24 protein-coding genes are annotated in these 23,769 nt (G+C 68.3%); 14 read left to right on the plus strand and 10 right to left on the minus strand.

Annotated elements, in window-relative coordinates; all coding sequences use genetic code 11:
• Positions 1–68: 68 nt before the first annotated feature.
• Positions 69–881: an alpha/beta hydrolase gene (locus tag C1922_RS02420; RefSeq protein ID WP_108748326.1), complete on the plus strand. Its 813-nt coding sequence runs from the start codon at positions 69–71 to the stop codon at positions 879–881.
• Between the two features lie 23 nt (positions 882–904).
• A complete protein-coding gene (locus tag C1922_RS20490; RefSeq protein ID WP_199911406.1) occupies positions 905–1,075 on the plus strand; it encodes a hypothetical protein in 171 nt (56 codons plus the stop codon).
• A 48-nt stretch (positions 1,076–1,123) separates the two neighbouring features.
• Here C1922_RS20490 and C1922_RS02425 read toward each other — a convergent pair whose 3' ends face one another.
• Positions 1,124–1,813 (minus strand): hypothetical protein, encoded by a 690-nt coding sequence (locus C1922_RS02425; RefSeq protein ID WP_108748327.1) that lies wholly within the window; start codon positions 1,811–1,813, stop codon positions 1,124–1,126.
• Between the two features lie 165 nt (positions 1,814–1,978).
• Here C1922_RS02425 and C1922_RS02430 point away from each other — a divergent pair, with 165 nt between their 5' ends.
• From C1922_RS02430 to C1922_RS02445, 4 genes are read left to right on the plus strand one after another with little or no spacing between them, the layout of a single operon-like run.
• Complete coding sequence (locus C1922_RS02430) at positions 1,979–2,575, plus strand: hypothetical protein (RefSeq protein ID WP_108748328.1); 597 nt, start codon at positions 1,979–1,981, stop codon at positions 2,573–2,575.
• A gap of 49 nt (positions 2,576–2,624) precedes the next feature.
• Positions 2,625–3,176: an RNA 2'-phosphotransferase gene (locus tag C1922_RS02435; protein ID WP_108748329.1), complete on the plus strand. Its 552-nt coding sequence runs from the start codon at positions 2,625–2,627 to the stop codon at positions 3,174–3,176.
• Positions 3,173–3,790: a hypothetical protein gene (locus C1922_RS02440; RefSeq protein ID WP_108748330.1), complete on the plus strand. Its 618-nt coding sequence runs from the start codon at positions 3,173–3,175 to the stop codon at positions 3,788–3,790. The genes C1922_RS02435 and C1922_RS02440 overlap by 4 nt, the downstream gene beginning before the upstream one ends.
• 33 nt (positions 3,791–3,823) lie before the next feature.
• Positions 3,824–4,792 carry a polysaccharide deacetylase family protein gene (locus C1922_RS02445; RefSeq protein WP_108748331.1) on the plus strand — a complete coding sequence of 323 codons (969 nt, stop codon included), beginning with the start codon at positions 3,824–3,826 and terminating at the stop codon, positions 4,790–4,792.
• Between the two features lie 3 nt (positions 4,793–4,795).
• Here C1922_RS02445 and C1922_RS02450 read toward each other — a convergent pair whose 3' ends face one another.
• The 3 genes from C1922_RS02450 to C1922_RS02460 form a co-directional block, all read right to left on the minus strand.
• Entirely contained in the window at positions 4,796–5,671 is an 876-nt protein-coding gene (locus C1922_RS02450; protein ID WP_199912219.1) for an MnmC family methyltransferase, read from the minus strand.
• Between the two features lie 53 nt (positions 5,672–5,724).
• On the minus strand, positions 5,725–6,072 hold the full coding sequence (locus C1922_RS02455; RefSeq protein WP_108748333.1) for a hypothetical protein: 348 nt from the start codon (positions 6,070–6,072) through the stop codon (positions 5,725–5,727).
• Positions 6,073–6,139: 67 nt separating this feature from the next.
• Positions 6,140–6,553 carry a hypothetical protein gene (locus tag C1922_RS02460; RefSeq protein ID WP_108748334.1) on the minus strand — a complete coding sequence of 138 codons (414 nt, stop codon included), beginning with the start codon at positions 6,551–6,553 and terminating at the stop codon, positions 6,140–6,142.
• An 88-nt stretch (positions 6,554–6,641) separates the two neighbouring features.
• On the opposite strand from C1922_RS02460, the gene C1922_RS02465 reads away from it, so the two are divergent.
• Positions 6,642–6,917, plus strand: coding sequence for a hypothetical protein (locus C1922_RS02465; RefSeq protein ID WP_108748335.1), 276 nt, complete (start codon positions 6,642–6,644; stop codon positions 6,915–6,917).
• Between the two features lie 133 nt (positions 6,918–7,050).
• Here C1922_RS02465 and dmeF read toward each other — a convergent pair whose 3' ends face one another.
• Positions 7,051–7,998 (minus strand): CDF family Co(II)/Ni(II) efflux transporter DmeF, encoded by a 948-nt coding sequence (gene dmeF, locus C1922_RS02470; RefSeq protein ID WP_108748336.1) that lies wholly within the window; start codon positions 7,996–7,998, stop codon positions 7,051–7,053.
• Between the two features lie 49 nt (positions 7,999–8,047).
• On the opposite strand from dmeF, the gene C1922_RS02475 reads away from it, so the two are divergent.
• Positions 8,048–8,332 carry a metal-sensing transcriptional repressor gene (locus C1922_RS02475; protein WP_108748337.1) on the plus strand — a complete coding sequence of 95 codons (285 nt, stop codon included), beginning with the start codon at positions 8,048–8,050 and terminating at the stop codon, positions 8,330–8,332.
• Between the two features lie 85 nt (positions 8,333–8,417).
• The gene (locus C1922_RS02480) at positions 8,418–9,743 is read left to right on the plus strand and encodes a GTP-binding protein (RefSeq protein WP_108748338.1); all 1,326 of its coding nucleotides are present in this window, start codon (positions 8,418–8,420) and stop codon (positions 9,741–9,743) included.
• Positions 9,744–9,790: 47 nt separating this feature from the next.
• Here the strand turns inward: C1922_RS02480 and C1922_RS02485 are convergent, their stop codons facing one another.
• Positions 9,791–11,434 (minus strand): ATP-binding cassette domain-containing protein, encoded by a 1,644-nt coding sequence (locus tag C1922_RS02485; protein ID WP_108748339.1) that lies wholly within the window; start codon positions 11,432–11,434, stop codon positions 9,791–9,793.
• 373 nt (positions 11,435–11,807) lie between these two features.
• Positions 11,808–12,707: a LysR family transcriptional regulator gene (locus C1922_RS02490; RefSeq protein ID WP_108748340.1), complete on the minus strand. Its 900-nt coding sequence runs from the start codon at positions 12,705–12,707 to the stop codon at positions 11,808–11,810.
• A 151-nt stretch (positions 12,708–12,858) separates the two neighbouring features.
• On the opposite strand from C1922_RS02490, the gene C1922_RS02495 reads away from it, so the two are divergent.
• Both C1922_RS02495 and C1922_RS02500 read left to right on the plus strand, forming a co-directional pair.
• Complete coding sequence (locus C1922_RS02495) at positions 12,859–14,037, plus strand: serine hydrolase domain-containing protein (protein ID WP_108748341.1); 1,179 nt, start codon at positions 12,859–12,861, stop codon at positions 14,035–14,037.
• Complete coding sequence (locus C1922_RS02500) at positions 14,034–15,218, plus strand: MFS transporter (RefSeq protein ID WP_108748342.1); 1,185 nt, start codon at positions 14,034–14,036, stop codon at positions 15,216–15,218. Before C1922_RS02495 ends, C1922_RS02500 begins: the two co-directional genes overlap by 4 nt.
• Before the next feature lie 3 nt (positions 15,219–15,221).
• Here C1922_RS02500 and C1922_RS02505 read toward each other — a convergent pair whose 3' ends face one another.
• Positions 15,222–16,841, minus strand: coding sequence for an EAL domain-containing protein (locus tag C1922_RS02505; RefSeq protein ID WP_108748343.1), 1,620 nt, complete (start codon positions 16,839–16,841; stop codon positions 15,222–15,224).
• A gap of 229 nt (positions 16,842–17,070) precedes the next feature.
• Between C1922_RS02505 and cycA the strand changes: the two genes are divergently transcribed.
• Together cycA and C1922_RS02515 are read left to right on the plus strand one after the other, a co-directional pair.
• Complete coding sequence (gene cycA / locus C1922_RS02510; protein ID WP_108748344.1) at positions 17,071–18,447, plus strand: D-serine/D-alanine/glycine transporter; 1,377 nt, start codon at positions 17,071–17,073, stop codon at positions 18,445–18,447.
• Between the two features lie 73 nt (positions 18,448–18,520).
• Positions 18,521–19,297: a lytic transglycosylase domain-containing protein gene (locus C1922_RS02515; protein ID WP_108748345.1), complete on the plus strand. Its 777-nt coding sequence runs from the start codon at positions 18,521–18,523 to the stop codon at positions 19,295–19,297.
• 6 nt (positions 19,298–19,303) lie between these two features.
• On the opposite strand, the gene C1922_RS02520 is transcribed toward C1922_RS02515, so the two are convergent.
• Positions 19,304–20,794, minus strand: a complete 1,491-nt coding sequence (locus C1922_RS02520) for a hypothetical protein (protein WP_108748346.1) — start codon at positions 20,792–20,794, stop codon at positions 19,304–19,306.
• A gap of 151 nt (positions 20,795–20,945) precedes the next feature.
• On the opposite strand from C1922_RS02520, the gene C1922_RS02525 reads away from it, so the two are divergent.
• Positions 20,946–23,027, plus strand: coding sequence for an SMP-30/gluconolactonase/LRE family protein (locus C1922_RS02525; RefSeq protein ID WP_108748347.1), 2,082 nt, complete (start codon positions 20,946–20,948; stop codon positions 23,025–23,027).
• On the opposite strand, the gene C1922_RS02530 is transcribed toward C1922_RS02525, so the two are convergent.
• Positions 23,005–23,409 (minus strand): YciI family protein, encoded by a 405-nt coding sequence (locus tag C1922_RS02530; protein WP_108748348.1) that lies wholly within the window; start codon positions 23,407–23,409, stop codon positions 23,005–23,007. The two genes, C1922_RS02525 and C1922_RS02530, sit on opposite strands and share 23 nt — an antisense overlap.
• Positions 23,410–23,769 lie beyond the last annotated feature (360 nt).

Consider the following 23,769-nt stretch of genomic DNA (forward strand, 5'->3'; position numbering starts at 1 on the left):
CGATTCCCTCACGGCGGCTATCGGTGGGCCTGCCTAGGGTAGGTGCCTCCTTTCCCACGGGAGCTGCCATGACTGCCCCTTCCATTCGCCTGCACGTTGAAGACACCGGCGGTACCGGCCGCCCGGTCATCCTGATCCATGGCTGGCCGCTGTCAGCCGAAGCCTGGAAGGCCCAGGTGCCGGTGCTGCGCGATGCCGGCTACCGGGTGATCAGTTACGACCGGCGTGGCTTCGGCCGCTCGGAGAAGCCCGCCGAAGGCTTCGACTACGACACGCTGGCCGCCGACCTTGCATCGATCATCGACACGCGGGATCTGCGGGAGGTCACCCTGGTTGGATTCTCGATGGGTGGCGGCGAGGTGGCCCGCTACATCGCCAACCATGGCCAGGATCGCCTGCACAGCGTGGTATTCGCCGCGGCGGTGCCGCCTTATCTGCTGAAGACCGACGACAACCCGAACGGTCCGCTCAGCCAGGAAAACGCCGATGCGATGCGCGAAGGGCTGCAGGCCAACCGGGAGACGTTCTTCGAGGGCTTCACCCGCGATTTCTTCAGCGCCAACGGCCAGCTGATGGTGACCGAAGAGACCCGCCAGGCCGCCATCGCCCTGTGCCACCAGTCCGACCCACGCGCGGCGCTGGGCTGCATGCAGGCCTTCGCCACTACCGACTTCCGCGCGGACCTGGACAAGGTGAGCGTGCCCACCCTGGTACTGCACGGTGACAGCGATGCAACGGTACCGCTGGAAGGCTCGGGGGCGCGCACCCACAAGGCGATCGAGGGCAGCGAGCTGGTGGTGCTGCAGAATGCGCCGCACGGCTGCAATACGAGCCATGCCGATGATTTCAACCTGGCCCTGCTGAACTTCCTGAAGAAGTAGAGCGCCACAGGCATACTGCCGCCATGGCCAGCCCCCGTACCCCGCCCTGGAAGAAGCCCAACCCGAAGGGGCAGAAGAAGCAGCCGCTGTCGCCGGCGCAGAAAGACGCCGCGCGGCAGCGGGCCGAGGAGAACGGCCGCCGATACCCGAACCTGGTGGACAACATGTGGGCGGCGAAGCTTCCACGCGGTTGAGGGGCGGGCTCAGTGCATACTGCAGAGCGAAGCCACGCCGCGGCCGATTTACTGAGCTACGCGCGGCCCCCAGGCCCGCCAGCCGATTTCCCGCCAGGGTGCCACCGAGCGCTCTGAAATCTGCACGGCGGGCGCGGCGGCCGGCGTGAGGGTGGCCAGTGCTGCACGCAAGCGCTCGGCCTGCACCGGCTGGCCCGTGGCAATCTGCAGGCGGTTGCCCTGGCGACGCACCTGCACGGCAATGACGGCGTGGGAATCGGTCGGTGGGCCGTAGCGGCCGCGCCGGTAGCGCATGCTGACCGGGCGCGCCGCCTGCATCAGCACGGGGCTCCAGGCCTGCAGCAGCGCATCCTGTTGCTGTTCGTCGATGGCAATGTCGATGACCGTGGACGGGTAACCCACGGCACTTTCCACCATCACCTGGAAGCGTGCGCCCTCCGGTGTCAGCGCAGCCGCGCCAAACGCGGCAAGAATGACCACGGCTACCGTGATCCACAGCCAGTGCCGCGGTGCCTGCGGCGGCCCCTGGAAGTGTGTCAGGTTCGGCCTGCGCCGACGCATGCGGCGGTAGCGGCGCTTTGCAGCTGGGCTGTCCAGCAGACTCTCGGCAGGCAGCGCAATCTGCTGCGCAGGGCGCTTGGCCAGGCGCGCGTTGATCCAGCGCGACGCAAGCAGCGCGACCAGGCCGCCCAGCAGCAGCGGGCCCACCAAGCGAACGAACAGATACAGCCCCAGCATCGGCATCCCTCCTGTGCAGGACGCACATGATGGCGGAGATTCGCGCCGATGTCGCATCTGCCAGCCGACAGCGGCGATGGGCTTGGCTAGCATTCGCCTTCTTCGATGCAACCACGCAGGTGGCCGATGACCGCTTTCTTCGGCCGTGTTTTCGGGCCTGGTTTGATGCTGTTGATACTGCAGTGCGTGTCACTGCTGGCGGTGGGGCTGGAGGTGGGCTACTTCCATCACCGCGTTGCATTGCTGCTTGAGCCGCTGTCACCGGCCTGCGGAGGCGAGGACGCCACCGAGCGCATGCGCGTGGCCGAACATCTGCTGGCCCGCGCCAACGCGCTGGATGACTGGGATCCGCTGGCCTGGGTGCCGGCCACCACGCTGCTGCTGGCATTGGCGGGCGCACTGGCCGCTTCGGTGGAACAGTGGCGACGCAGCAGCCCGGCGTGCCGGGTCAGCGCCGGTCGCCTGGTGGCGCTGCAGGTTGGCGCGCTTGCCCTGGGCGGTACGATGCTGCACGCCTTCGATCGCGTCTGGCAGGCCTATATCACCCTGCTGCCCGCGGCCTGCATGACCGACGCACTGACGCGCGAGGACACCTCGCTTGTGGCGTCAATGGGCTGGACCTTCCAGGTGTTCGACGCTGCGCGGGTGATGCCACCGCACGCGCCGGATGTGATGGCCATCGTGCTGATCGGTCAGCTGCTGGCGTCGATGGCGGTGGGCATCTGGCTGTGGCGGCAGCCCGCGGCGTCGATCGTGGCATGACGCCCTGCCAAGGTCGGGGTTGGCATCGTGTGGTCGGCTACGGCACGCTATGCACATGGACAAGGATGTTTCTCTGACCCGGGCCAGCAAGTTCCTGAGCCTGGTACTGCGGCACGAGCCGCAGAAGATTGGCCTGCAGCTCGATGCGCAGGGGTGGGCCGACATTGCCGACCTGTTGCAGCGGCTGGCCGAACACGGGCATGCGCTCGATCGCGCGGACCTGCAGCGGCTGGTGCAGACCAACGACAAACAGCGTTTCGCGCTCAGTGAAGACGGCCTGCGCATCCGCGCCAGTCAGGGGCATTCGATTGCGGTGGACCTGGGGCTGCAGCCGCTGGAACCGCCGCCGTGGCTGTACCACGGCACCGTGCCGCGCTTCCTGGAAGCCATCGCCACGCAGGGGCTGCGGCCGGGTGAGCGCCAGCACGTGCACCTGTCGCTGGACCGACAGACCGCGCAGCAGGTGGGCGCGCGCCGCGGCGCGCCGGTCATCCTGAGCGTGGATGCCGGCCGCATGCATGCCGAGGGCCATCGCTTCTACCGTTCGGCCAATGGCGTGTGGCTGACCGACCACGTGCCACCGAAGTACATCGCCGGATGAAGCGTTCGGCACTGACGACCGGTCGAGGCCCTGGGCTGTTCGTGTTGCCGGTGCTGGCCCTTCTGGCGCTGGCCCTGGCCGAGGCCGGCCTGCATCTGCGCGTGCAGTACGTGCTGGAGCCCGCCGCCGGCGCCTGTGCCCATCCCGATCTGGCCGCGCGCACGGCAGTGATGATGGCGATGCTGGAACGCGCGCAGGCGCTGCAGCTCTGGCAAGAGCTTCGCTGGTTGCCGATCGCCGGGGTGCTGCTGGCCCTGCTGTCTGCGCTGTGGGTGGGGCTGTCGGCGCTGCGCGGCGCCACGGGCCAGGTGTGGCGCATGGCCACCACCTATGTGCTGCTGCAGGTCGGCGCGCTGGGCCTGGCCGCGTGGACCCTGTTCCGGCAGGAGCGCGCGTGGGCCAGCGTGAAGCAGCTTGCGCCAGTGGTCTGTGCGCTGGATTCCAGTGATCCATCGGTGCCGATGGCGCAGGCCCCGCAGCTCGCCTTCAATCTGTTCCTGGGACGCAGTGCCGCGCTGCTGCACAACCCGGGGCAGTTGGCGATGGTGTTGGCCGCCGTGCTGCTGGTGGGCGTGGTGCTGGGGCTGTGGTTGTGGCGGGGCGCGCGCAGGTAGAGTGGCGGTTCCTGCCCGAACAAGGATGGATGGATGCGTTCGTTGCTGCGTGCCGTACCGTTGTTGCTGCTTTCGCTGGTGGCCCACGCCGCCGAGGCGGACCGCCGTATTGCAGTCACCATCGATGACCTGCCGTGGGCGCGGGTGGATGAGATCGTGCCGGCCGATCTGCAGCAGCGCCATGCCGCACTGATGGCGCAGCTTCACCAGGCCAACGTGCCGGTGGTCGGCTTCGTGAATGAGAACAAGCTGGAAGTGGATGGCCAGGTGCAGCCGCAGCGCGTGCAGATGCTGCGCGACTGGCGCGATGCCGGCTACGAACTGGGCAACCACACCTATTCGCACATGGATCTGAATGCCAAGGGCGTGGTGGCCTTCCAGCAGGATTTCCTGCGCGGCGAGCAGACGCTGCGGCCGCTGCTGGCCGAGCGCGGCCAGGTGCCACAGTGGATGCGCCACCCCTACCTGCGCGCAGGGCGAACCGCTGAAGAGCGGGCGCAGATGGACGTATTTTTCCAGCAGCATGGCTACCGCGTGGCGCCGGTGACCGTGGACAACGGCGAATGGGTCTGGGCGTTCGCCTATGCCAACGTAATGAACGAGCAGGCCGATTCACCGGCGCGCGAGGCGCTGCTGCAGCGCCTGCGGCGGGGCTACGTGCCGTACATGTTGAACAAGGTGGATTATTACGAACGGCAATCGCAGGCGCTGCTGGGTTACGCGTTGCCGCAGGTGTGGCTGATGCATGCCAACGAGCTCAATGCAGCCACCTTCGCCGAGCTGGTGGCTGCCACCCAGCGGCGGGGCTATCGCTTCGTGTCGCTGCAGGAGGCGCTGCAGGACCCGGCCTACGCGCGCGGTGCCGAAGGCTACAACGGCCGCTACGGCCCCAGCTGGCTGCACCGCTGGGCCATGGCCGAGAAGAAGCCCAAGGACTTCTTCGCCGGTGAACCGGTGGTGCCGCAGTGGGTGAAGCAGTTGGCGAAGGTGAATTACGAGTGAGTGTCAGCGGCGCACGGCCAGCACGCCGTCCAGCGCCAGCTCGGCCTTGAAGCCGGCCTTCTCCAGGCGCTTGGCCACTTCACGCGGCACATCGCGGCCGCTGGTGAGCTTGTTCGGCGCGCCGGTGTAATGGAACAGCCGGCCGCCCTTGCGGATGACGCGGGCCAAGTGGTCGTAGAACACCTGCGAATACAGTTCGCCGGCAATACCGAAGCGCGGCGGATCGTGCAGGATGGCATCGACGCTGTTGCTGGGCACCTGTTCGATCTGCTGCGAGACGTCGCCATGGCTGAACTGCAGGCGCCCGCCTGCGGCGGCCGATTCCGGGTCGGGCGACCACGGATTCAGCGTGCGCAGCCACATCACGTCGGCGTTCTTTTCGAACGAACGGATCTGCCCGACACCGGCTTCCAACGCACAGGCGGCGAAGTAGCCCAGACCGCCGCAGGTATCCAGGATGACTTTGCCGGCCGGCGCCACCAGTTCCACCTTGCGCCGCGCATCTTCGAACGGCGACAGCTTGGAGGTCGGCAGCATCTTGATACCGTCGATCTCGAACGTCGGCGCGCCCCATTCGGTGGGCACCAGCTTGATGAGTGAACCGCTGTAGCGGGAAATGGGCGCGAAGTCCTCGCCATCCCAGTAGTACAGGGTGCGGTCCTTCAGTTTGCCCGGCCAGGGGTAGTGCTGGCCGCGGAACTGGAAGCCCTCTGCACCGAGGGTGACGGCTTCGTCGCTGCGGCCCAGGTCCAGCGAGCCCTGCCAGTCGCCTGCTCCCTTGTCGTGCGCGCGCTGCAGCGCCTGCGCGCTGTCGCGGGTAAGCAGGGGTCCGGAGTAATGGGGCACGGGCGGTACCGGGGGGCAGGTGGGGGAGGGCATGGTACCTGACCGGCCGTGAGTGCGTGGCGGGCGCACACCCGCCTACGCTGGCGCTAGGGTGGTTGCGTGGCGAGCCGCGTACGGACCGACGTGCAGGAGAAGCCGTGGGTGGTCGCCTCACCGCCCAACCAGGACGTTCCGTCGCCGGCCACCATGCCGTTTCTCGCGCAGGCGCGCTGATGCGCTGCACGGGTGGCGTCTGGCTGGCGATCAAGTTCGTAGCGCATTCGGCCATCGTCCTCCAGCACCCAGTGCACGGTCACCCGCTCGCTCGCGTCCCCGTCGATAGGCCAATCGATCGTGCGCAGTACCAGCGTTTCACCTTCGGCAGTGGTGAGTATCTGATCGAAGGCGCCCTGCGTGGCGGGCGTTGCGGCGGCGAGCAGAAGACTGAGCAGCATGGGGGTGCCCCGGCAAAGCTTCAGACTGGGGCGCGTTGTGCGGCGGCGCCATCAGGAACCTTGCAGATCACTCACACTTCACCGCGTACACGGGCCCGGCGCCGATCAGCAGCAGGGCCATGTAGTCGCTGTCGCGGGCCTTGGCTTTCAGCGCGGCGCCGTCCTTTGCGTGGAACAGGCCGAAACCGCCGGCGCTGCGGATCAGGGCGCTGTCGATCTGCTGGGCATCGTCGGGGAAGTATTGGCTGATGTCGCTGCGGCTGGCCTTGTACAGCGCGTTCGGTTCACGCTGCCAGCTGCCGTTGCGCTCGAAGGAGACGAAGTACTGGCCGCCTTCCTTGTCGATGCGGAACTCGGCGGCGCGGCGGGTGCTGGTCGCGAAGCAGCCCAGCAGGGGATCGCTGGAGAACGGCAGGTGGGTGTCGCCGCTGCAGGCGGCGAGCAACAGGGCACCGGGCAGCAGCAGGTGGAGCGTGCGCATGGGATGTCCCCACAGGGCAGGTGCGGCTAGTGTAGGCAGCAGCCGGGCGCGGCCCGTGCAGATAATCGGCAAGAACGAGGGAGTGGCGATGGCACAGGGCAGGGCACCGTGGTGTGGGTTGGCGAGCTGGCTGGGGCTGGTGGCCGGCTGGGGCGCGGGTTGGCTGGCGGCATGGGCATTCGGCGCCAGCGCGCCGGTGGCGGGGCTGGCGGTGGCCGTGCTGGCATCGGTGCTGGTGGGCGGCGGGTTTGCGGTGGCCGCGCGGGAGCGCGGGGAGCGCCATGCGTGGCTGGGGATTGGCGGCGCAGCGCTGAGTGCCTTGCCGCTGGCGGCGTATCTGCTGCGGATGATGTTGCGGTTGTGATTGCCTCAGATCTTTGTAGAGTCGAGCCATGCTCGACTGCCTTGCACTGGAGCAGTCGAGCATGGCTCGACTCTACGAGGGCAGCGCGCATCTGTAGAGTCGAGCCATGCTCGACTGGCTCTGCTGCGGTGCGTTACGCGGTGCGGTGGATTTCCAGGGTGATGTGTACCAGCTCCTCGTGCACGCCCAGGGCCGCGCGCAGGGTGTCGGCGTCCAGGGCGGCATCGTGGGTGACCACACTGGCGGCCACCGCGTACTCGCCACGCCCCACCTGCCAGACATGCAGGTCGGCCAGCCGCGCTTGCCACGGCCCCTGCTCGATGACCTCGCGCACTTCGGCCACTACCGGCGCATCCATCTGCGCATCCAGCAGGATGCGTCCACTGTCGCGCAGCAGGCCGATGGCCCACACGGTCACCAGCACTGCGCCCACCAGGCCCATCACCGGGTCCAGCCATGCCACGCCCCACAGCTTGCCGCCCAGCAGGGCGACGATGGCCAGTACCGAGGTGGCCGCATCGGCCAGCACGTGGATGTAGGCCGAGCGCAGGTTCAGATCGTGCCCGTGCGCGTGGTCATGAGCGTGATCGTGACTGTGACCATGGTGATGGTGGGCATGGCCCGGGCTGTCATGCAGCCACCACGCGCACAGCAGGTTCACGCCCAGGCCCACGGCAGCGATGGCAATGGCTTCGTCGTAGTGGATGGGCGCCGGTACCCACAGCCGCTGCAGCGATTGCACCGCCATCAGGGCGGCCACACCCAACAGGGCGATGGCACTGGTGTAGCCGGCAAGGATCTCGATCTTCCAGGTGCCGAAGGCGAAGCGCGGGTCATGGGCGTAGCGGCGCGCACAGCGGTACGCGAACACCGACAGGCCCAACGCCAGCGCATGCGAACTCATATGCCAGCCATCGGCCAGTACGGCCATGGAGTTGAACCACCAGCCGCCGACGATTTCCACCAGCATCATGCCGACGGTCAGCCACAGGGCGCGGCGGGTATTGCGTTCGGCCAGTGGGTTGCCGTCGTCGAAGCGATGGTCGTGGCGGCGTGCGGCGGCGAGGGCGTCCAGCTGCATGGCGGTGGAGAGTCTTTTGGGATACCCCCATAGGGTATATGATTCGCGCATGGCACATGTACACACACAGAGGAAACAATTGCTGGCCCGGGTGCGCCGTATCGGCGGCCAGGTGGCGGCGTTGGAGCAGGCCCTGGATCGGCCTGAGGGAGAACCCGGCGATTGCGCCGGCGTGCTGGTGCAGGTGGCGGCCGTGCGCGGCGCCGCCCATGGGCTGCTGATGGAACTGCTGCACGAGCACCTGCAGGAACACGTGGTGGCCGCTGAAGACCCGCAGCAGCGCGCCGCCGAGGCCGAGGTGCTGGTGGAACTGCTGCGCCGCTACGGCAAGTAGCGCCGGGCCATGCCCGGAGGCGGCACTGTGGATGGATCTAGAAATGTTATACAGTAACATTTCCATCCGCAGCCTCCCGCCCCGCATGAACCCTGTTTCCCGCGCCGACCGCCGCCTGCCGGTCACCGTCCTGTCCGGCTTCCTGGGGGCTGGCAAGACCACCTTGCTCAACCAGATTCTGCGCAACCGCGAGGGCCTGCGGGTGGCGGTGATCGTGAACGACATGAGCGAGGTCAACATCGATGCGCAATTGGTGCGCGACGGTGGCGCCGCGCTGCGCCGTACCGAAGAAACGCTGGTGGAATTCAGCAACGGCTGCATCTGCTGCACCCTGCGCGACGATCTGCTGCAGGAAGTGCGGCGCCTGGCCGACAGCGGTCGCTATGACTACCTGCTGATCGAATCGACCGGCATCGGTGAACCCATGCCGGTGGCGGCCACCTTCGCCGTGCGTGATGAGCACGGCTTCAGCCTGGGCGACATCGCGCGCCTGGATACGATGGTGACTGTGGTGGATGGCAGCGCCTTCCTGGCCGACTTCGGTTCCACCCTGCGCCTGGCCGAGCGCGGCCAGCAGGCCGGCCCGGACGATGACCGCGGCGTGGTGGACCTGCTGTGCGAGCAGGTGGAATTCGCCGATGTGATCGTGGTCAGCAAGGTGGACCAGACCGACGATGACGTGCTGCAGGACACGCTGGCCGTGCTGCGCGGCTTGAACCGCGAGGCGAAGCTGGTGTTGTCGCGCTTCGGCGATGTGCCCTTGACCGAACTGCTGGATACCGGCCGGTTCGATTTCGAGCGTGCGCAGCAGGCACCCGGCTGGGTGAAGGAGCTGCGTGGCGAGCACACGCCGGAAACCGAGGAATACGGCATTGGCAGCTTCGTCTACCGCTCGCGCCGGCCGTTCCACCCGGGCCGCTTCGCACGCGCGCTGCAGCAGGGCATGCCGGGGGTGATCCGCAGCAAGGGCTGGTTCTGGCTGGCCAACCGCATGGACTGGGTGGGCGAACTGAGCAGCGTGGGGGCGGCGACCCGTACCCAGGCGGCCGGGTTCTGGTATGCGGCGCGCGAGCGTGTGCGCGCAGGCGACGAAGACACTACGCCGCTGCTGCCGCCCACGCCGCTACCGTACAGCGATCTGGGCTGGGCGCGGCAGCAGGCCGATTGCTGGAGCGCGCCGCTGCCCGGCGTGGAGGCGTTTGCGGATGACGCCGAGCATGCGGCCATGGCGCGGCTGTGGCACCCGCTATGGGGTGACCGCCGGCAGGAGCTGGTAGTGATAGGCGTGCACATGGACGAACGCGCGGTGCGCGCTACCTTGGATGCCTGCCTGTTGAACGACCAGGAACTGCGCGCCGGGCCGCTGCTGTGGCAGCAGCTGCCGCAGGCGTTTCCGGTGTGGAAGCGTTGAAGCAACAGCACCCACGCCATGCGTGGATGGCGGCCGGCTCGGTGGGGTCAGAGCCCTTCTGCGTTGCAAAAGGGATCTGACCCCGTCTGCGGGTCGCGCCACTGCCAGCCGTCGCCGCTTGCGTGCAGTATCTGCGTGGGCCGCAGTGCCTGCAGCAGATGTGCGTCGTGGCTGACCATCATCAACGCGCCTGGCCATGCGGCCAGCAGCGATTCCAATGCGTCCAGCGCGGCCAGGTCCAGTGCGTTGCCGGGCTCGTCCAGCAGCAGGACCTGCGGCGCGGGATCGGCGTACAGCACGCTGGCCAGTGCGCCTTTCACCCGCTCGCCATCGCTCAGGCTGCTGGCCGGGCGTTGGATGCGCTGCGCATCCAGGCCCAGCAGGGCCAGGCGCGTGCGCAGCTCTGCCGGGTCCGCACCGGCGTTGGCGGCCTGCACGGTCTGCAGGATGCTGCGATCACCGGCCAGCCCCAGCAGCTGCTGGTCCAGCAGCGCGACCGGCGCGTGGCGCTGCACCTGGCCGGTGCGCGCCGCCAGCTGTCCCGCCAGCACCCGCAGCAAGGTCGATTTACCGGTGCCGTTGTCGCCCACCACGGCGATGCGCTGGCCGCGACGCAGCGACAGCTGCAGCGGCGCCGTGCAGCCATGCGGCAGCACGAGATCCTGTGCCTGCAGCAGACGCGCGCTGCCACGCTCGCCGGCACCAGCAAACAAGGCCAGTTCGGGCGCCGCCTGCACGCCTGCCGCTGCCGTGCGCAGCTGGTCGGCGCTGGTCTGCAGGCGCGCCTCCTGGATCTGCCGCGAGCGGCCCAGGCTGCCTTCGGCACGTTGCTTCTGCCCGCCCAACAGGATGGGCGCCTGGTTGGCCTGCCTGGCATCGCGCGCGCCACGGGCCTGGCGCTGCTGTTGGCGTTCGTGCTGTTCGCGTGCGCTGCGCTGTTGCTGGCGATGCTGTGCGCGCGCATGGTCCAGCGCCGCGGCCGCCGCTTCGCGCTCGGCGGCACGCGCCTGGGCGTAGTGCTGCCACGGTCCGCTGTAGCGGTGCAGACCCTGCGCATCCAGTTCCACGATCTGCTGCATGTGACCCAATAGATCGCGGTCATGGCTGACGACCAGCAGGCCGCCACGCCACTGCTGCAACTGTGCCTGCAGTTGGCGGCGATGCTGGGCGTCCAGGTGGTTGCTGGGCTCGTCCAGGATCAGCCAGTCGGCGCCGCTGGCCCACGCACCGGACAGCGCGACGCGCATGGCCTGGCCGCCACTGAGCCGCGCCGCCGGCTGGCCGACGTGCAGATCATCGGGCAGGCCCATGGACTGCCACTGTTGCTGCAGGCGTTCGCGCAGGTCCCAGCGGTCGCCCACGCAGGCGAAATCCTGCTCATCGATGCTGCCGGCCTCGATACGGGCCAATGCGGCCAGCACCTTTCCGACGCCTGCCAGTTCGCCCACGGTGCCACGTGGCGGATAGCCGGGCGTGGGCAGCAGGAACACACGCCCACTGCTGCGTATCTGGCCGCTGTCGGGCTGCAGCTGGCCGGCGAGCAGGCGCGCCAGCACGCTCTTGCCCACGCCATTGCCGCCCACCAGCCCGGTGGCCAGCGGTTCGAAGGAAAACGACAGATCGGAAAACAACGGACGGCCATCGGCCAACCGATACGACACGCGATCAAGCGTGAGGGAATGCGAAGTCATGCGACCTCCAGGCAACGCCATGTCTCCCCTGCGCGCAGGGGCGGGAAGAGTCAGGCCGTCCGGTTTGCAGACGGCGGCATTACTGGCGCATGGGTCGCGAGCCTCTTGGGGGAATGATTGGACATTGTAGCGCCCGCAGGGCGCGCGGGTTGTAGAGTCGAGCCATGCTCGACTGCCTGGTGCAGAGCAGTCGAGCATGGCTCGACTCTACGGGGGAGCGTGGAGCAGTCGAGCATGGCTCGACTCTACGGGGGAGCGTGGAGCAGTCGAGCATGGCTCGACTCTACGGGGTAGCGTGGAGCAGTCGAGCATGGCTCGACTCTACGGGGGAGCGTGGAGCAGTCGAGCATGGCTCGACTCTACAGAAAGGTGGTCAGGGCACGGTTTCCAGGCGGGCGCTGACGAAATCGATGAAGGCGCGCAGCTTGGGCAGTACGTGGCGGCCGGACGGCCACAGCAGGTGGAAGATGCCGCAGGAATGCACGTGCTCGTCGAGCACGGTGACCAGGCGACCGTCGGCCAGCGCTTGGCGCACGGAGTGCACGGGCACGAAGGCCAGCCCGCCATCGCGCAGTGCCATGGCCACGCGCGCTTCAATGGTATTGGCCACCATGTTCACCGGCAGTTCCTGCGCGACTTCATCGTCGGGCCACTGCACCGGCCACGCTTCCAGCTTGCCGGTACTGGGAAAGCGATAGTGCAGCAGGCGGTGCTGCAGCATGTCCGTGGGCGTGCGCGGTATACCGTGGCGTTGCAGATATGCCGGCGAGGCCACCACGCGGCGCGGGAATATGCCCAGGCGCCGTGCGTTCATGCGTGAATCGCTGGGCTCGCCCACGCGCAGCACCGCATCGAAGCCTTCTTCGATCACATCGACCAGGCGGTCGCTGAAATCCAGTTCCAGGCGGATATCCGGATAGGCGGCCATGAAGTCGGCCAGCAGCGGCAAGGTCAGGTCGCCCACCAGCGGCAGGCTGATGCGCAGGGTGCCGCTGGGCGAGGCGCTCTGCTGGGCCAGTTCGGTACGGGCCGCATCGCGTTCGTGCAGGATCCGCCGGCAGCGTGCCAGGAACAACTGGCCTTCGGCGGTGAGGGTGATGCTGCGCGTGCTGCGATGGAACAGGCGCACGCCCAGCGCATGTTCCAGCCGGGCCACGCATTTGCCCGCCGCCGATGCGGAAATGCCCTGCAGGCGGCCGGTTTCCACGAAGCTGCGGGTTTCAGCGGCATGGATGAAGGTCTGCAGGTTGGCCAGGTTGTCGAGCACGGACATGGCGGGCGTTCCGGGGGTATGGCGGTAGTGTGGGTCCGCCCATGGTGCCGATTGCGGACCGGGCAGTCCACGATGTAGGGAGCGCGACGTGGGTTTTTCCCGCGGGTGGCGGGTTCTAACGTGGCGGCCCTCCCACCCAAGGATCGCCGTGATGAATGCACTCCCCACGTTGGCGCCGGACCCGGTGCTTCCTTCCGTGCAGCGCGTGCTGCAGCGGGCCCACCCCGGCCAGATCGTGGGGGCGGTGGTGCTGGTGCGCCAGCACGGTGCGTGGCGCCACGCCAGCGCCAGCGGGTTGGCCGACCGGGAACAGGGCCTGCCCATGCAGCGCGACCAGCTGTTCCGCTTGGCGTCGGTCAGCAAGCTGCTGCTGACGGTGGTGGTGCTGCGCCTGGTGCAGCAGGGCGTGCTGGATCTGGATGCACCGGTGCAGCGCTGGCTGCCGCAGTTCCGGCCGGCATTGGCGAGCGGGGAGACGCCGGACATCAGCCTGCGCCAGCTGCTGAGCCACAGCAGCGGACTGAGCTACCGCTTCCTGGAAGCTGACGCGCAGGGGCCTTATGCGCGGGCAGGGGTGAGCGATGGCATGGATGCCTGCCCGATCACCCTGGCCGAGAACATACGGCGGATTGGCCAGGTGCCGCTGCAGTTCGCCCCCGGTACGCAATGGCTGTATTCGCTGGGCGTGGACGTGGCCGGTGCCGTGGCCGAGGCTGCCACCGGGCAGCGCCTGCAGGCCCTGTTCGAGCAGCAGCTGGCGCGGCCACTGGGGCTGCTCGATACCGGCTTTTCCACCGCTGAGGCGCAACGCCTGGCCGTGCCCTATGTGGACGATCTGCCGCAGCCGCGCCGGCTGGGCGAAGGCGAGACCGTGCCGGTCTACGCGGACACCGTGGGCATTGCCTACAGCCCGGCGCGTGCCACCGATGCTACGCGCTTCCCTTCGGCCGGGGCGGGCCTGGTGGGCTGCGCCGACGATCTGATGGCGGTGCTGGAAGCCCTGCGCGATGTCGATCATTCGCAGCTGCTGGCGCCGGCGTTGGCCGCGCAGATGGTCAGCCTGCAGGTCGGCCGTGCCGGCCCTCCCGATCCGGCGGGGTGGGGCTTCGGTCTGGGCGCGGCGGTGTTGTTTGACCCCGCTGCCGCCGCTACGCCGCAGGCCATGGGCACCTGGCGCTGGGGCGGTGCCTACGGCCACAGTTGGTTTGTCGATCCGCAGCGGGGCCTGAGTGTGGTCGCGCTGACCAACACGCTGTATGCCGGGATGCACGGGCCGTTCGTGGATGCGCTGCGCGATGCGATCTACGCCGACCTGGGCGGTGCGCGATGAGCGGCCATGCAGCGGCAGACGCCTTGCCCGCAGGTGCGGCAACGCGGCTGCCGTGGCCGGCCCTGCTGGCCCTGGCCGGCGGCGGCTTCATCACCCTGTTGACTGAAACCCTGCCGGCCGGTGTGCTGCGGCCGATTGGAACCAGTCTGGGTGTGAGCGATGCGGCGGCCGGCCAGCTGGTGAGCGTGTACGCGCTGGGGTCGCTGCTGGCGGCCCTGCCGATGACCGCGCTGACCCAGCGGCTGCCGCGCCGCCCGCTGCTGCTGGCGGCCATTGCCGGCTTCGTGTTGGTGAACACACTGACCGCGCTGAGCAGCAGCTACCCGCTGATCCTGGTGGCGCGCTTCCTGGCCGGTGTGTGCGCGGGCCTGCTGTGGTCGCTGGTGGCCGGCTATGCCGCGCGCATGGTGGTGCCGTCGCTGCAGGGCCGGGCCATTGCCGTGGCCATGGTGGGGTCGCCGCTGGCGCTGTCGCTGGGCGTGCCGGCGGGCACGCTGCTGGGGCAGCAGATCGGCTGGCGCTGGGTGTTCGCACTGATGAGCGTGCTGGCCGTGGCCCTGCTGGGCTACGCGCGCTGGGCGTTGCCGGACCTGCCGGCCACAGGCAGCGGCAAACGCACGCCGTTGGCAGCGGTATGGCGCCTGCCCGGCGTGCGCAGCACCTTGCTGGTGATGGCGCTGTACGTGCTGGCGCACAACGTGCTGTACACCTACATCGAGCCGCTGGCCCTGCTGGCCCGCGCCGGCGCCTGGCTTGACCGCCTGCTGCTGGTGTTCGGCGTATCGGCCATTGCCGGCATTGCAGTGGCCGCGTGGGGCGTGGACCAGCATCTGCGCGCCCTGGTCTGGGCGGCGGTGCTGGGCTTTGCCGCTGCTGCGCTGGCCTTGCTGCTGTGGCCTGGCAGGCCGCAGGTGCTGCTGCTGGCAACGGCGCTGTGGGGGCTGGCGTTCGGCGCGGTACCGGCGCTGTTCCAGACGGCGCTGGCGCGCCGCGCCGGTGCTGCTGCCGATCTTGCCCAGTCGATGCTGGTGACCGGGTGGAACCTGGCCATTGCCGCCGGTGGCGTGGCCGGCGGACTGCTGCTGCAGACCGGCGGTGCGCAGCAGTTGGCGTGGCTGCCGCTGGGCCTGCTGCTGGTTTGCGGGGCCTGGCTGCTGGCCCGGCCGCGGGCCTGGGGCTGACGGTCAGGTGTCTGAGAACTCGCGCTCGACCGGCACGCTGCGCGGGTTCTGCATGTGCTCGCGCGCGGCACCGTACTGCTGCTGGCGCCGATGGTGGAAGGCCACGAACTCATCGCGTGGCAACGGCCGCGAGAACAGCCAGCCCTGGCCGAACTGCACATGCTGGCTGTGCAGGTAGGCCAGCTGTGCCTCGGTTTCCACGCCTTCGGCCACCACCCACAGGCCCAGTTCGCGGGCCATCTCGATGATGTGCGGGGTGACCGGCGTGGTGGCGCTTTCGGTGCCGATCGCATCGATGAAGGACTTGTCGATCTTCAGCGCATCCAGTGGCAACTGCTCCAGGTACTGCAGGCTGGAATAGCCGACGCCGAAATCATCGATGGCGATGCTGTGGCCGGCGCGGCGTGCGGCGGCCATCATGGTGCGGGCGCGGTCGATATCCAGGAAGCCGCGTTCGGTGGCTTCCAGCCAGATCTGCTGCGGCAGGATGCCGCTGCCGGCCATGCGTGCGGACACTACCTTCAGTGCACGGCCGCTGCTGATGTCATCCGGTGCCAGGTTGATGGCGATGTGCGCGCTGCGGTCGGACACCAGCAGCTCGCGCATGTCCTTCACCACGTTTTCGATCACCACATCGGTGAGTGCCTGGATCAGACCGTGTTCCTCGGCCAGCGGAATGAAGATGTCCGGGCGTACCTGGGTGCCGTCGGGATGCTGCCAGCGCACCAGTGCTTCGGCGCCCACGCAGATGCCGGTATCCAGTTCGATGATGGGCTGGTAGTGCAGGTACAGTTCGCGGCGGCGGATGGCGGTGGCCAGTTCACCGCGCATGGACAGGCGCCGCTGCGACAACCACACCACCAGGCCCACGCCCAGGGCGGCCAGCAGCAGGCCCACTGGCACGAACAGCCAGGCCTGCTGGCGGAACGTGGCCGCCAGGGCGGTGCGCGGCGCGGTGGCGATGGCCAGCCATTGTTCGCTGCGCGCGCTGGCATACAGGGTGTCGTCGTCCAGGCCTTCGCCCGGGTCGCGCAGCAGCCTCAGCAGCAGGGCCTGGTCAATGCCGCTCTGGCGGCTCAGCAGACGTCCATCCGGGCTGGCCAGGGCCAGGCGCACATCCGGGTCGGCGATGATGCCGACGAAGTGGCGCGGGTCCACCAGCACATCGTAGGAACCGTACAGCACGGCCAGCACCTTGCGCCCGCCGGTGGCGGCCGGGCGGATGTCCACGGCGATGCCGGCGCCATCGCTGGTGACATGGTCGGCGCGGGGATGTTCCACGTTGCCTTCGAAGGCACCCCACGAGGTGCAACGCAGCCGGCCGCCCTCGAAATAGCCCATCTGGTCGATGGACGGGGTGGTCATCACCAGGGTCTGCATGCGCCGGATGTGCTCGCTGCTGCACGGGGCCATCGCGCTGGCTTCGGCCGTTTTGAGTGCAGCCAGTGCTTCCTGGTAGGACAGGTCGGCCCGCCGCAGGGTGCGTTCGGCAATGCCATGCAGCCGCTTCTGCTCCACCTCCACGGCGCTGTGCCAGGTGGCATAGACCATGGCGGCAATGGGCACGATGGCGGCCAGCAGGGCCGCAAGGACGCCGAGGATGATGACCCGCAGGCGGTTCATGGCCGGTACTCCGGGCGGGCGGGCAGGGCTGCGGGCATGGCGGCCGATCCTTGGACGGATGCTCTATCTGAGCATGTTGGCCGCCTGTGCGGAATGGGGCAGGATCGATAATCCGTCACATTGTGGCAATTGCGACAACCGATGACGGCAGCGATCCAGCTGAGACTGGCGCTCCGGGCCGCACAGGTCTACCGTCAGGGGCTTCACCCGCCCCTTCCAGCGCCCGTCCATGACCGAACCCGCCGCACCCCCGGAGCACCTGCGCCGCAGCCTGTCCAACCGCCACCTGCAACTGATCGCCATCGGCGGTGCCATCGGCACCGGCCTGTTCATGGGCTCGGGCAAGACCATCAGCCTGGCGGGCCCGTCCATCATCTTCGTCTACCTGATCATCGGCGCGATGCTGTTCTTCGTGATGCGGGCGATGGGCGAGCTGCTGCTGTCCAATCTGAACTACAAATCCTTCATTGATTTTTCCACCGACCTGCTGGGCCCTTGGGCCGGTTTCTTCTGCGGCTGGACGTACTGGTTCTGCTGGATCGTGACCGCCATTGCCGATGTGATCGCGATCGCCGCCTATGCGCAGTTCTGGTTCCCCGAACTGGCCGCATGGATACCCGCGCTGTTGTGCGTGCTGCTGTTGCTGGGCCTGAACCTGGTGACGGTGAAGCTGTTCGGCGAAATGGAATTCTGGTTCGCGCTGATCAAGATCGTGGCCATCTGCGCGCTGATCATCACGGGCGCCGGACTGGTGGCCTGGGGCTTTACCTCGCCCAGCGGCCACACCGCCTCGCTGTCGAACCTGTGGAATGACGGCGGCATGTTCCCGATGGGGCTGGTCGGCTTCTTCGCCGGCTTCCAGATCGCGGTGTTCGCCTTCGTTGGCATCGAACTGGTGGGCACCACCGCCGCGGAAACCGCCAACCCGGAGCGCAACCTGCCCAAGGCGATCAATTCCATTCCGGTGCGCATCATCATCTTCTACGTGCTGGCGCTGATCGCGATCATGGCGGTGACGCCGTGGCGCCAGGTGGTGCCGGACAAGAGCCCGTTCGTGCAGCTGTTCGTGCTGGCCGGCATTCCCGCCGCCGCCAGCCTGATCAACTTCGTGGTGCTGACCTCGGCCACTTCGTCGGCCAACAGCGGCATCTTCTCCACCAGCCGCATGTTGTACGGCCTGGCCGAAGAAGGGCACGCGCCGCGTGGACTTTCCAAGTTGTCGCGCGCGGCGGTGCCGGCACGTGGATTGCTGTTCTCGTGCCTGTGCCTGCTGGGCGGCACGCTGCTGATCTACCTGATTCCCAACCTGGTGACCGCCTTTACCCTGGTGACCACGCTGGCCACCGTGCTGTTCATCTTCGTCTGGTCGCTGATCCTGGTGGCCTACATGGTCTACCGCCGCCGCTACCCGGAACGGCATGCGGCATCGATCTTCAAGATGCCCGGCGGCGTGGTCATGTGCTGGGCCTGCCTGCTGTTCTTCGCCGCTGTGCTGGTGCTGCTGAGCCTGCAGGCCGACACCCGCCAGGCGCTGCTGGCCAGCCCGGCCTGGTTCGTGCTGCTGGGCGTGGGGTATTGGCTGCGCCGCGGGCGTTTCTCGATCTGATCGGAGAGCAGTCGGCCAACGGTCTACCCCATTCACCCGGATTTAGCGGGCGCGGCCGGATCATCCGGCCGCCATGTTCGCCCGCCGTGCCACCGTTGCGCTGTCGCTGCTGCTGGGCCTGTGGCCTGGCCTGGTGGCGGCGCGCACGGTGTACCGCTGCGTGCAGGGCAACACGGTCAGCCTGGCCACCGCGCCCGAGCCGGGCTCGCGCTGTACGGCAAAACAGATTGACGACAGCGCGGTGCAGACGCCCAACCTGTGGGGCAACATGGGGGTGTTCAGCGGCGTGCTGTACGAGCGCGAGCAGGACGGCACTCTGGTCTATTCCACCCGCAACCTGCCCGGCTCGCGGGTTTACCTGAAGTTCACCGTGGCCACGCCGCCGGGCGAGCCGGCACATGAAGGCCTGGGCAAGGTCGGCGCGCCACAGCTCGCGCCCCATGCAACGCAGTTCAAGGCAGCGGCCAAGGCCACCGGCGTGGATGACGCCTGGCTGCGTGCGATCGCCCATGCCGAAAGCAACTTCGATGCGCTTGCGGTTTCGCGCAAAGGCGCGCAGGGCGTCATGCAGCTGATGCCTGAAACCGCGGTGGAGTACGGCGTGCGCGATCCCTTCTCGCCGCAGCAATCGATCGACGGGGGCGCGCGCTACATGCGCAGCCTGCTGCGCCGCTACAACGGCGACCGCCCATTGGCGGCGGCAGCCTACAACGCCGGCATCGGTGCGGTGGCCCGTTACAACGGCGTGCCGCCGTACGCGGAAACCCTGGCCTACGTGGAGAAAGTGATGGCGCTGTACGCGCGCTACCGCCAGGCGATGGGCATCCGTAGCGAAGTGCCGGCGAAGTAGAGTGGTTCAGCGCGAAGACGCGTTTCCATACAGCGCGTAGCGCTCCACCCGGCCCACCTTGGCGATGGCCGCGCGCACATCGGCACGCTGCTTCAGCTGCCGCCAGCGAGCATCGCTCTCCACTTCGGTAGGCAGCGACGGGTAGACACGCATATCCTGCAGATCCAGCAGCACCTCGGTCCGGTCATCGGGCGACTGCAACTGGCCGATCAGCGCAGCGGCTGCACCGTCCAGATCGCCTTCTTCCAGCAGCATCTCCCGGTGGAAGGTCCGGGCCGTGTCGCGGTTGCGTACCAGGGTGGCCCGCGCGCTGGCTTCGGCGGCGGCGTCGCCACGCTTGCGTGCGGCCAGGAAGCCCACCAGCGCCTGCGCCGATTCGCCATAGGGGCTGAGGTCCTCCAGCCGTGCCAGCACCGACACTGCTTCGTCCAGCTGGTCGGTGGCAGCCAGCATGAAGGCCAGGTTGATGATGTGGTCGACATGGTCCGGCCCGCGTGCACCCACTTTCTCGGCCAGCCGAGCCGTGGCCACGGAATCGTCCAGGCGATCCAGCCGGCGCAGCGCGATCATCCGGTTGCTCATCAGCCAGGCCAGCCATTGCGCCTCTGGGCCGCGGGGCAGGTTGCCCTCGGCCACGAGTCTGGCCATGCCGTCGGTGAACTGCACGACCTGCTCGTTTTCGCCCAGCATCAACTGGGTGGAACTGAAATCGACCAGCGCGGCGTCCAGATTGCGATCGAGCAGGCTGGAAACACGCAGCTCGTCCAGGTACTGGCGCGCTGCGCGCTGCGGGTCATAGCGTGGGTCATTGCGATCGACGTAGCGGTCGAAGCGTTTGTCGCTGCGCAGGGTGATCAGTTCCAGCGGTGTACGGACGCGTTCAAGCGTGGCCGCTACATCCCGGCCCGAATCGGTGTCGATCTGCAGGCTGGCCAGCAGCACCCAGAAGGCGCCCGGTTCCAGCCCATCACTCTTCCAGCCGTTGTCGAACAGGGCCTTGAGCACCTCGCGCCGACGCGCAGGCTGGTCGCGCAGCGTGTGCTGCAGGAAGCCGATCACCTGGGTGTCGAATTCGAGCGGCTCGCGCGCATGCGCCGTGGCCTGCAGCAGATGGGTGACGGCCAGGTCGTTCTGGTCTTCGCTCAGGTCGACCGACACCAGCGGCATCAAGGCCTCTATGTCGCCCGGGTCGACCGCCAGCGCCATCTGCAGGTAGCGGCGGGCCAGAGGGTTGTCATGCTGCAGGTACGCGGTCATGCCGCCAACCCGCGCGCCCTCGGCACGTACTTCGGGGGCGAGCGTTGCCAACTGCGGATCGTCGATCAGTTTCTCGAATTCGATCATCGCGCCCAACGTGTTGCCGCTGGTGGCGGTGGTCTGCGCGTTCTCCCAGCGCTGCTGGAACGTGGTGGCGGTGCTGTCGGCAGCCCACGCAGAAAAAGGCGCAGCCAGCAGGACGGCGGACAGCGCAAGTGGCAGCAGGCGGGCAGGGGACATGGCGGTTCCATCCTTGGCGTGAGCGCTGATTGAAACCCGCCGCGCGATTGGCGGCAAGCAAAGGCCGGGTAGCCGGCGCCGCAGGTGGTGGCACAACAACAGTGCAGCGACTATCGTCGTGGGCTGAAATCGGCAGGGATGATGCGTAGCGATGGCACAGCGGCAGTGGTGGGTGGTGGGCGTGGCGGTGGTGACCGCGGCGGCGTTGGCCGCCACTTGGTGGCCTGGCCCGGCCCCCGAGATATCCGCACCCGCTGGGCCGCAACCCACGCCCCTGGCCTGGACGGCGCAGATCGAAACGCTGGCCGGCGATGGCCATCCCGGCAATCGTGATGGCGCGGCCGCGCAGGCGCGCTTTGCCGACCCCTACGCGGTGGTGCGCACGGCGCAGGGTGCGGTGTACTTCACCGATGCCGGCGACAACAACCGTATCCGCCGCTGGTGGCCCGATGGCCGCGTGCAGACCGTGGCCGGGCAGGGCGAGGGGCGCGTGGACGGCCCGGCGCTGCAGGCCAGCTTCCACACGCCTTCGGGCATTGCCGCCGATGCGCAGGGCAACCTGTACGTGGCCGACACCGGCAACCACGCGATCCGGCGTATTTCTGTCGACGGCCAGGTGACCACGCTGGCCGGCGGCGAGCAGGGGTATGCCGATGGCCCCGCCGCACAGTCACGCTTCGATGGGCCGATGGGCATCGCCGTGGATGCGCAGGGCCAGGTGTTCGTGGCCGATACCTGGAACGACCGCATCCGCGTGATCGGCACCGACGGCCAGGTGCGGACCCTGGCCGGTGGCGACCGCCCGGGGTTCACCGATGCGATCGGCGGCGAAGCGCGGTTCGATACCCCGGTGGCGCTGGCCTTCGATGCGCATGGCGCGCTGCTGGTGGCCGATCTGTTCAACAACGCAGTGCGCCGCGTGGGCGCCGACGGCACGGTCAGTACGGTGGTGAGCAGTGGTGGGGTGATGAACGCCCCGCTGTCGTTGGCCACGACCCACGATGGCGTGCTGTACGTAGGCGACCTGGATGGGCGCGTGCTGCAGATCACCCCGCAGGGCCACCAGATCGCGCTGCTGGGCAACGACCGCCTGCCCCGGCTGGCGCGCCCCAGTGGTCTGGCCGTGGATGCCGATGGCAGCGTGCTGGTGGCCGACTCCACTGCCTACCGCCTGCATCGCCTGCGCCCGCTGCCAGTGGGCGAGCTTCCTGCACCGGCCCTGGTGGGTCCGGCCGCCGATGGCGGGTTGCCCGATACGGGCGGACGCTGGCCGCTGGCACCGCAGGAGGGCTGGCACGAAGTGGTGGGCACGCTGGGCGAAGTCCGTGGCACCTTCAAGGGCGAGAGCCGCCACCACCTGCACGGCGGCTTCGATGTGCGCGGTGACGTGGGGCAGACCGTGCTGTCCATTGCCGAGGGCAAGATCAGCAGCCCGATCGCCGCCTGGAGCCTGGGCGGGCAGGGCGAAGGTCTGGCGGTGGATCGCCTGAAATACATCCACATGCGCGTGGGCCGCACGCCCCGCGGTGAACCCTTCGATGCACGCTGGCAGCCGTTGTATGCCGACGACGGAACGCTGGAGCGCATCCGCGTTCGCCGAGGCACGCGCATCCACGTGGGTGACCGTCTGGGCAGCATCAACAGCCAGGCGCACGTGCACCTGGCGCTGGGCACCGGTGGCTTCGAGACCAATGCGGTGGCACTGGGCTTCCACAACTACGCCGACCATTTCGCCCCGCGCATCACCGACGTGGCCCTGCTGGACGACAACGACCAACCCATGGCGCCGGGCAGCGATGGCGTGGTGATGGTGGCGCGGCAGGGGCGTGGCGTGCAGATCGTGGTGGAAGCGTGGGACCAGGTGGACAACAACCTGCCACGCCGCCGGCTGGGGCCGTACCAAGTGGGTTATCAGATCCTGGATGGCAACGGCCAGGCGTTGCAGGGCTACGAGCAGCCGCGCTGGAACATCGTGTTCAACCGCATGCCGCCGCAGAACCTGGCGGCGAAGGTGGCCTATGCGCCGGACAGCGGCATTACCGTGCACGGCAGCGCGGTCACCCGCTTCCGCTACCTGGTGACCAACACGGTGCGCGATGGCCTGATGGAAACCGGGCGCTGGCAGCCAGCGGCGCTGCCGCCGGGCGAGTACATCGTGCGTGCCAGTGCGCGTGACTACAGTGGCAACGAAGGCGTTGGCCGACGCGAGGTCAGGGTGCGGCTGCTGCCGTAGCGGCGGGCGCGCCGCAGCGTTCGCGTTCGGCGTCCATGTCTTCCAGCGGCCGCACTTCGATGCTGCCGAAGCGTGCCCAGGGGAAGTCGCGGGCGATGGCCATGGCTTCGTCGCGGTTGCGCGCCACGATCAGGTTGAAGCCGGCCAGCAGTTCGCGGGTTTCGGCGAAGGGGCCATCGAGCACGCGGGCGTGGCCGTCGCGCACGCGCAGGGTTTGTGCGGTGTCCACGGGCTGCAGTTTCTGTGCGGCCAGCAGGGTGCCTTCGGCCTGCAGTTGGTCGGCGTGGGCCAGGCAGTCGCGCATCAGCGCGTTGAACTCTTCGGTGGGCAGGGCCTGCAGCAGGGCGGGCTCGATGTAGATCAGGAGCAGGTACTGCTCCATGGGGTGGTCCTGGTGTAGCGGGCGGGGTGACCATGATGGCGCAGGTCTGCGCGGAATCATGCTGCAGCGCGAGAAGCGCGCCTTCGGCGGGGAACGGCGAACGGCGGAGCCCCTCCGTGGTGGGGCATTTTTTCAGGCGCGCTGGCTGGGCCGGTGGGGGTGGGGCCGCGGGACACGCCGTGAATCCATCCATGGAGGCTCGTAGGCGCCATCCATGGCGCCTGCGGTCCCGCGGCCCCACCCCCACCGGCCCAACCCAGAAACCCCAGCTTTACGCGACCAACCCCACCCCACCACGGAGGGGCTCCGCCGTTCGCCGACCCCCGCCGAAGGCGCGCTCTCCGCGAGAAAAACAATCTG

The organism is Stenotrophomonas sp. ZAC14D2_NAIMI4_7 (assembly GCF_003086675.1).
Lineage (GTDB): Bacteria > Pseudomonadota > Gammaproteobacteria > Xanthomonadales > Xanthomonadaceae > Stenotrophomonas.

Excerpts from the sequence above, each read along its gene's own strand:
- C1922_RS20490 (WP_199911406.1), top strand. The coding sequence starts at position 905 with ATGGCCAGCCCCCGTACCCCGCCCTGGAAGAAGCCCAACCCGAAGGGG.
- C1922_RS02450 (WP_199912219.1), bottom strand. The coding sequence starts at position 5,671 with ATGCCCTCCCCCACCTGCCCCCCGGTACCGCCCGTGCCCCATTACTCC.
- C1922_RS02460 (WP_108748334.1), bottom strand. The coding sequence starts at position 6,553 with ATGCGCACGCTCCACCTGCTGCTGCCCGGTGCCCTGTTGCTCGCCGCC.
- C1922_RS02445 (WP_108748331.1), top strand. The coding sequence starts at position 3,824 with ATGCGTTCGTTGCTGCGTGCCGTACCGTTGTTGCTGCTTTCGCTGGTG.
- C1922_RS02525 (WP_108748347.1), top strand. The coding sequence starts at position 20,946 with ATGGCACAGCGGCAGTGGTGGGTGGTGGGCGTGGCGGTGGTGACCGCG.
- dmeF (WP_108748336.1), bottom strand. The coding sequence starts at position 7,998 with ATGCAGCTGGACGCCCTCGCCGCCGCACGCCGCCACGACCATCGCTTC.
- C1922_RS02455 (WP_108748333.1), bottom strand. The coding sequence starts at position 6,072 with ATGCTGCTCAGTCTTCTGCTCGCCGCCGCAACGCCCGCCACGCAGGGC.
- C1922_RS02515 (WP_108748345.1), top strand. The coding sequence starts at position 18,521 with ATGTTCGCCCGCCGTGCCACCGTTGCGCTGTCGCTGCTGCTGGGCCTG.
- cycA (WP_108748344.1), top strand. The coding sequence starts at position 17,071 with ATGACCGAACCCGCCGCACCCCCGGAGCACCTGCGCCGCAGCCTGTCC.
- C1922_RS02480 (WP_108748338.1), top strand. The coding sequence starts at position 8,418 with ATGAACCCTGTTTCCCGCGCCGACCGCCGCCTGCCGGTCACCGTCCTG.
- C1922_RS02500 (WP_108748342.1), top strand. The coding sequence starts at position 14,034 with ATGAGCGGCCATGCAGCGGCAGACGCCTTGCCCGCAGGTGCGGCAACG.
- C1922_RS02505 (WP_108748343.1), bottom strand. The coding sequence starts at position 16,841 with ATGAACCGCCTGCGGGTCATCATCCTCGGCGTCCTTGCGGCCCTGCTG.
- C1922_RS02520 (WP_108748346.1), bottom strand. The coding sequence starts at position 20,794 with ATGTCCCCTGCCCGCCTGCTGCCACTTGCGCTGTCCGCCGTCCTGCTG.
- C1922_RS02485 (WP_108748339.1), bottom strand. The coding sequence starts at position 11,434 with ATGACTTCGCATTCCCTCACGCTTGATCGCGTGTCGTATCGGTTGGCC.
- C1922_RS02420 (WP_108748326.1), top strand. The coding sequence starts at position 69 with ATGACTGCCCCTTCCATTCGCCTGCACGTTGAAGACACCGGCGGTACC.
- C1922_RS02495 (WP_108748341.1), top strand. The coding sequence starts at position 12,859 with ATGAATGCACTCCCCACGTTGGCGCCGGACCCGGTGCTTCCTTCCGTG.
- C1922_RS02475 (WP_108748337.1), top strand. The coding sequence starts at position 8,048 with ATGGCACATGTACACACACAGAGGAAACAATTGCTGGCCCGGGTGCGC.
- C1922_RS02425 (WP_108748327.1), bottom strand. The coding sequence starts at position 1,813 with ATGCTGGGGCTGTATCTGTTCGTTCGCTTGGTGGGCCCGCTGCTGCTG.
- C1922_RS02530 (WP_108748348.1), bottom strand. The coding sequence starts at position 23,409 with ATGGAGCAGTACCTGCTCCTGATCTACATCGAGCCCGCCCTGCTGCAG.
- C1922_RS02465 (WP_108748335.1), top strand. The coding sequence starts at position 6,642 with ATGGCACAGGGCAGGGCACCGTGGTGTGGGTTGGCGAGCTGGCTGGGG.
- C1922_RS02435 (WP_108748329.1), top strand. The coding sequence starts at position 2,625 with ATGCACATGGACAAGGATGTTTCTCTGACCCGGGCCAGCAAGTTCCTG.
- C1922_RS02490 (WP_108748340.1), bottom strand. The coding sequence starts at position 12,707 with ATGTCCGTGCTCGACAACCTGGCCAACCTGCAGACCTTCATCCATGCC.
- C1922_RS02440 (WP_108748330.1), top strand. The coding sequence starts at position 3,173 with ATGAAGCGTTCGGCACTGACGACCGGTCGAGGCCCTGGGCTGTTCGTG.
- C1922_RS02430 (WP_108748328.1), top strand. The coding sequence starts at position 1,979 with ATGCTGTTGATACTGCAGTGCGTGTCACTGCTGGCGGTGGGGCTGGAG.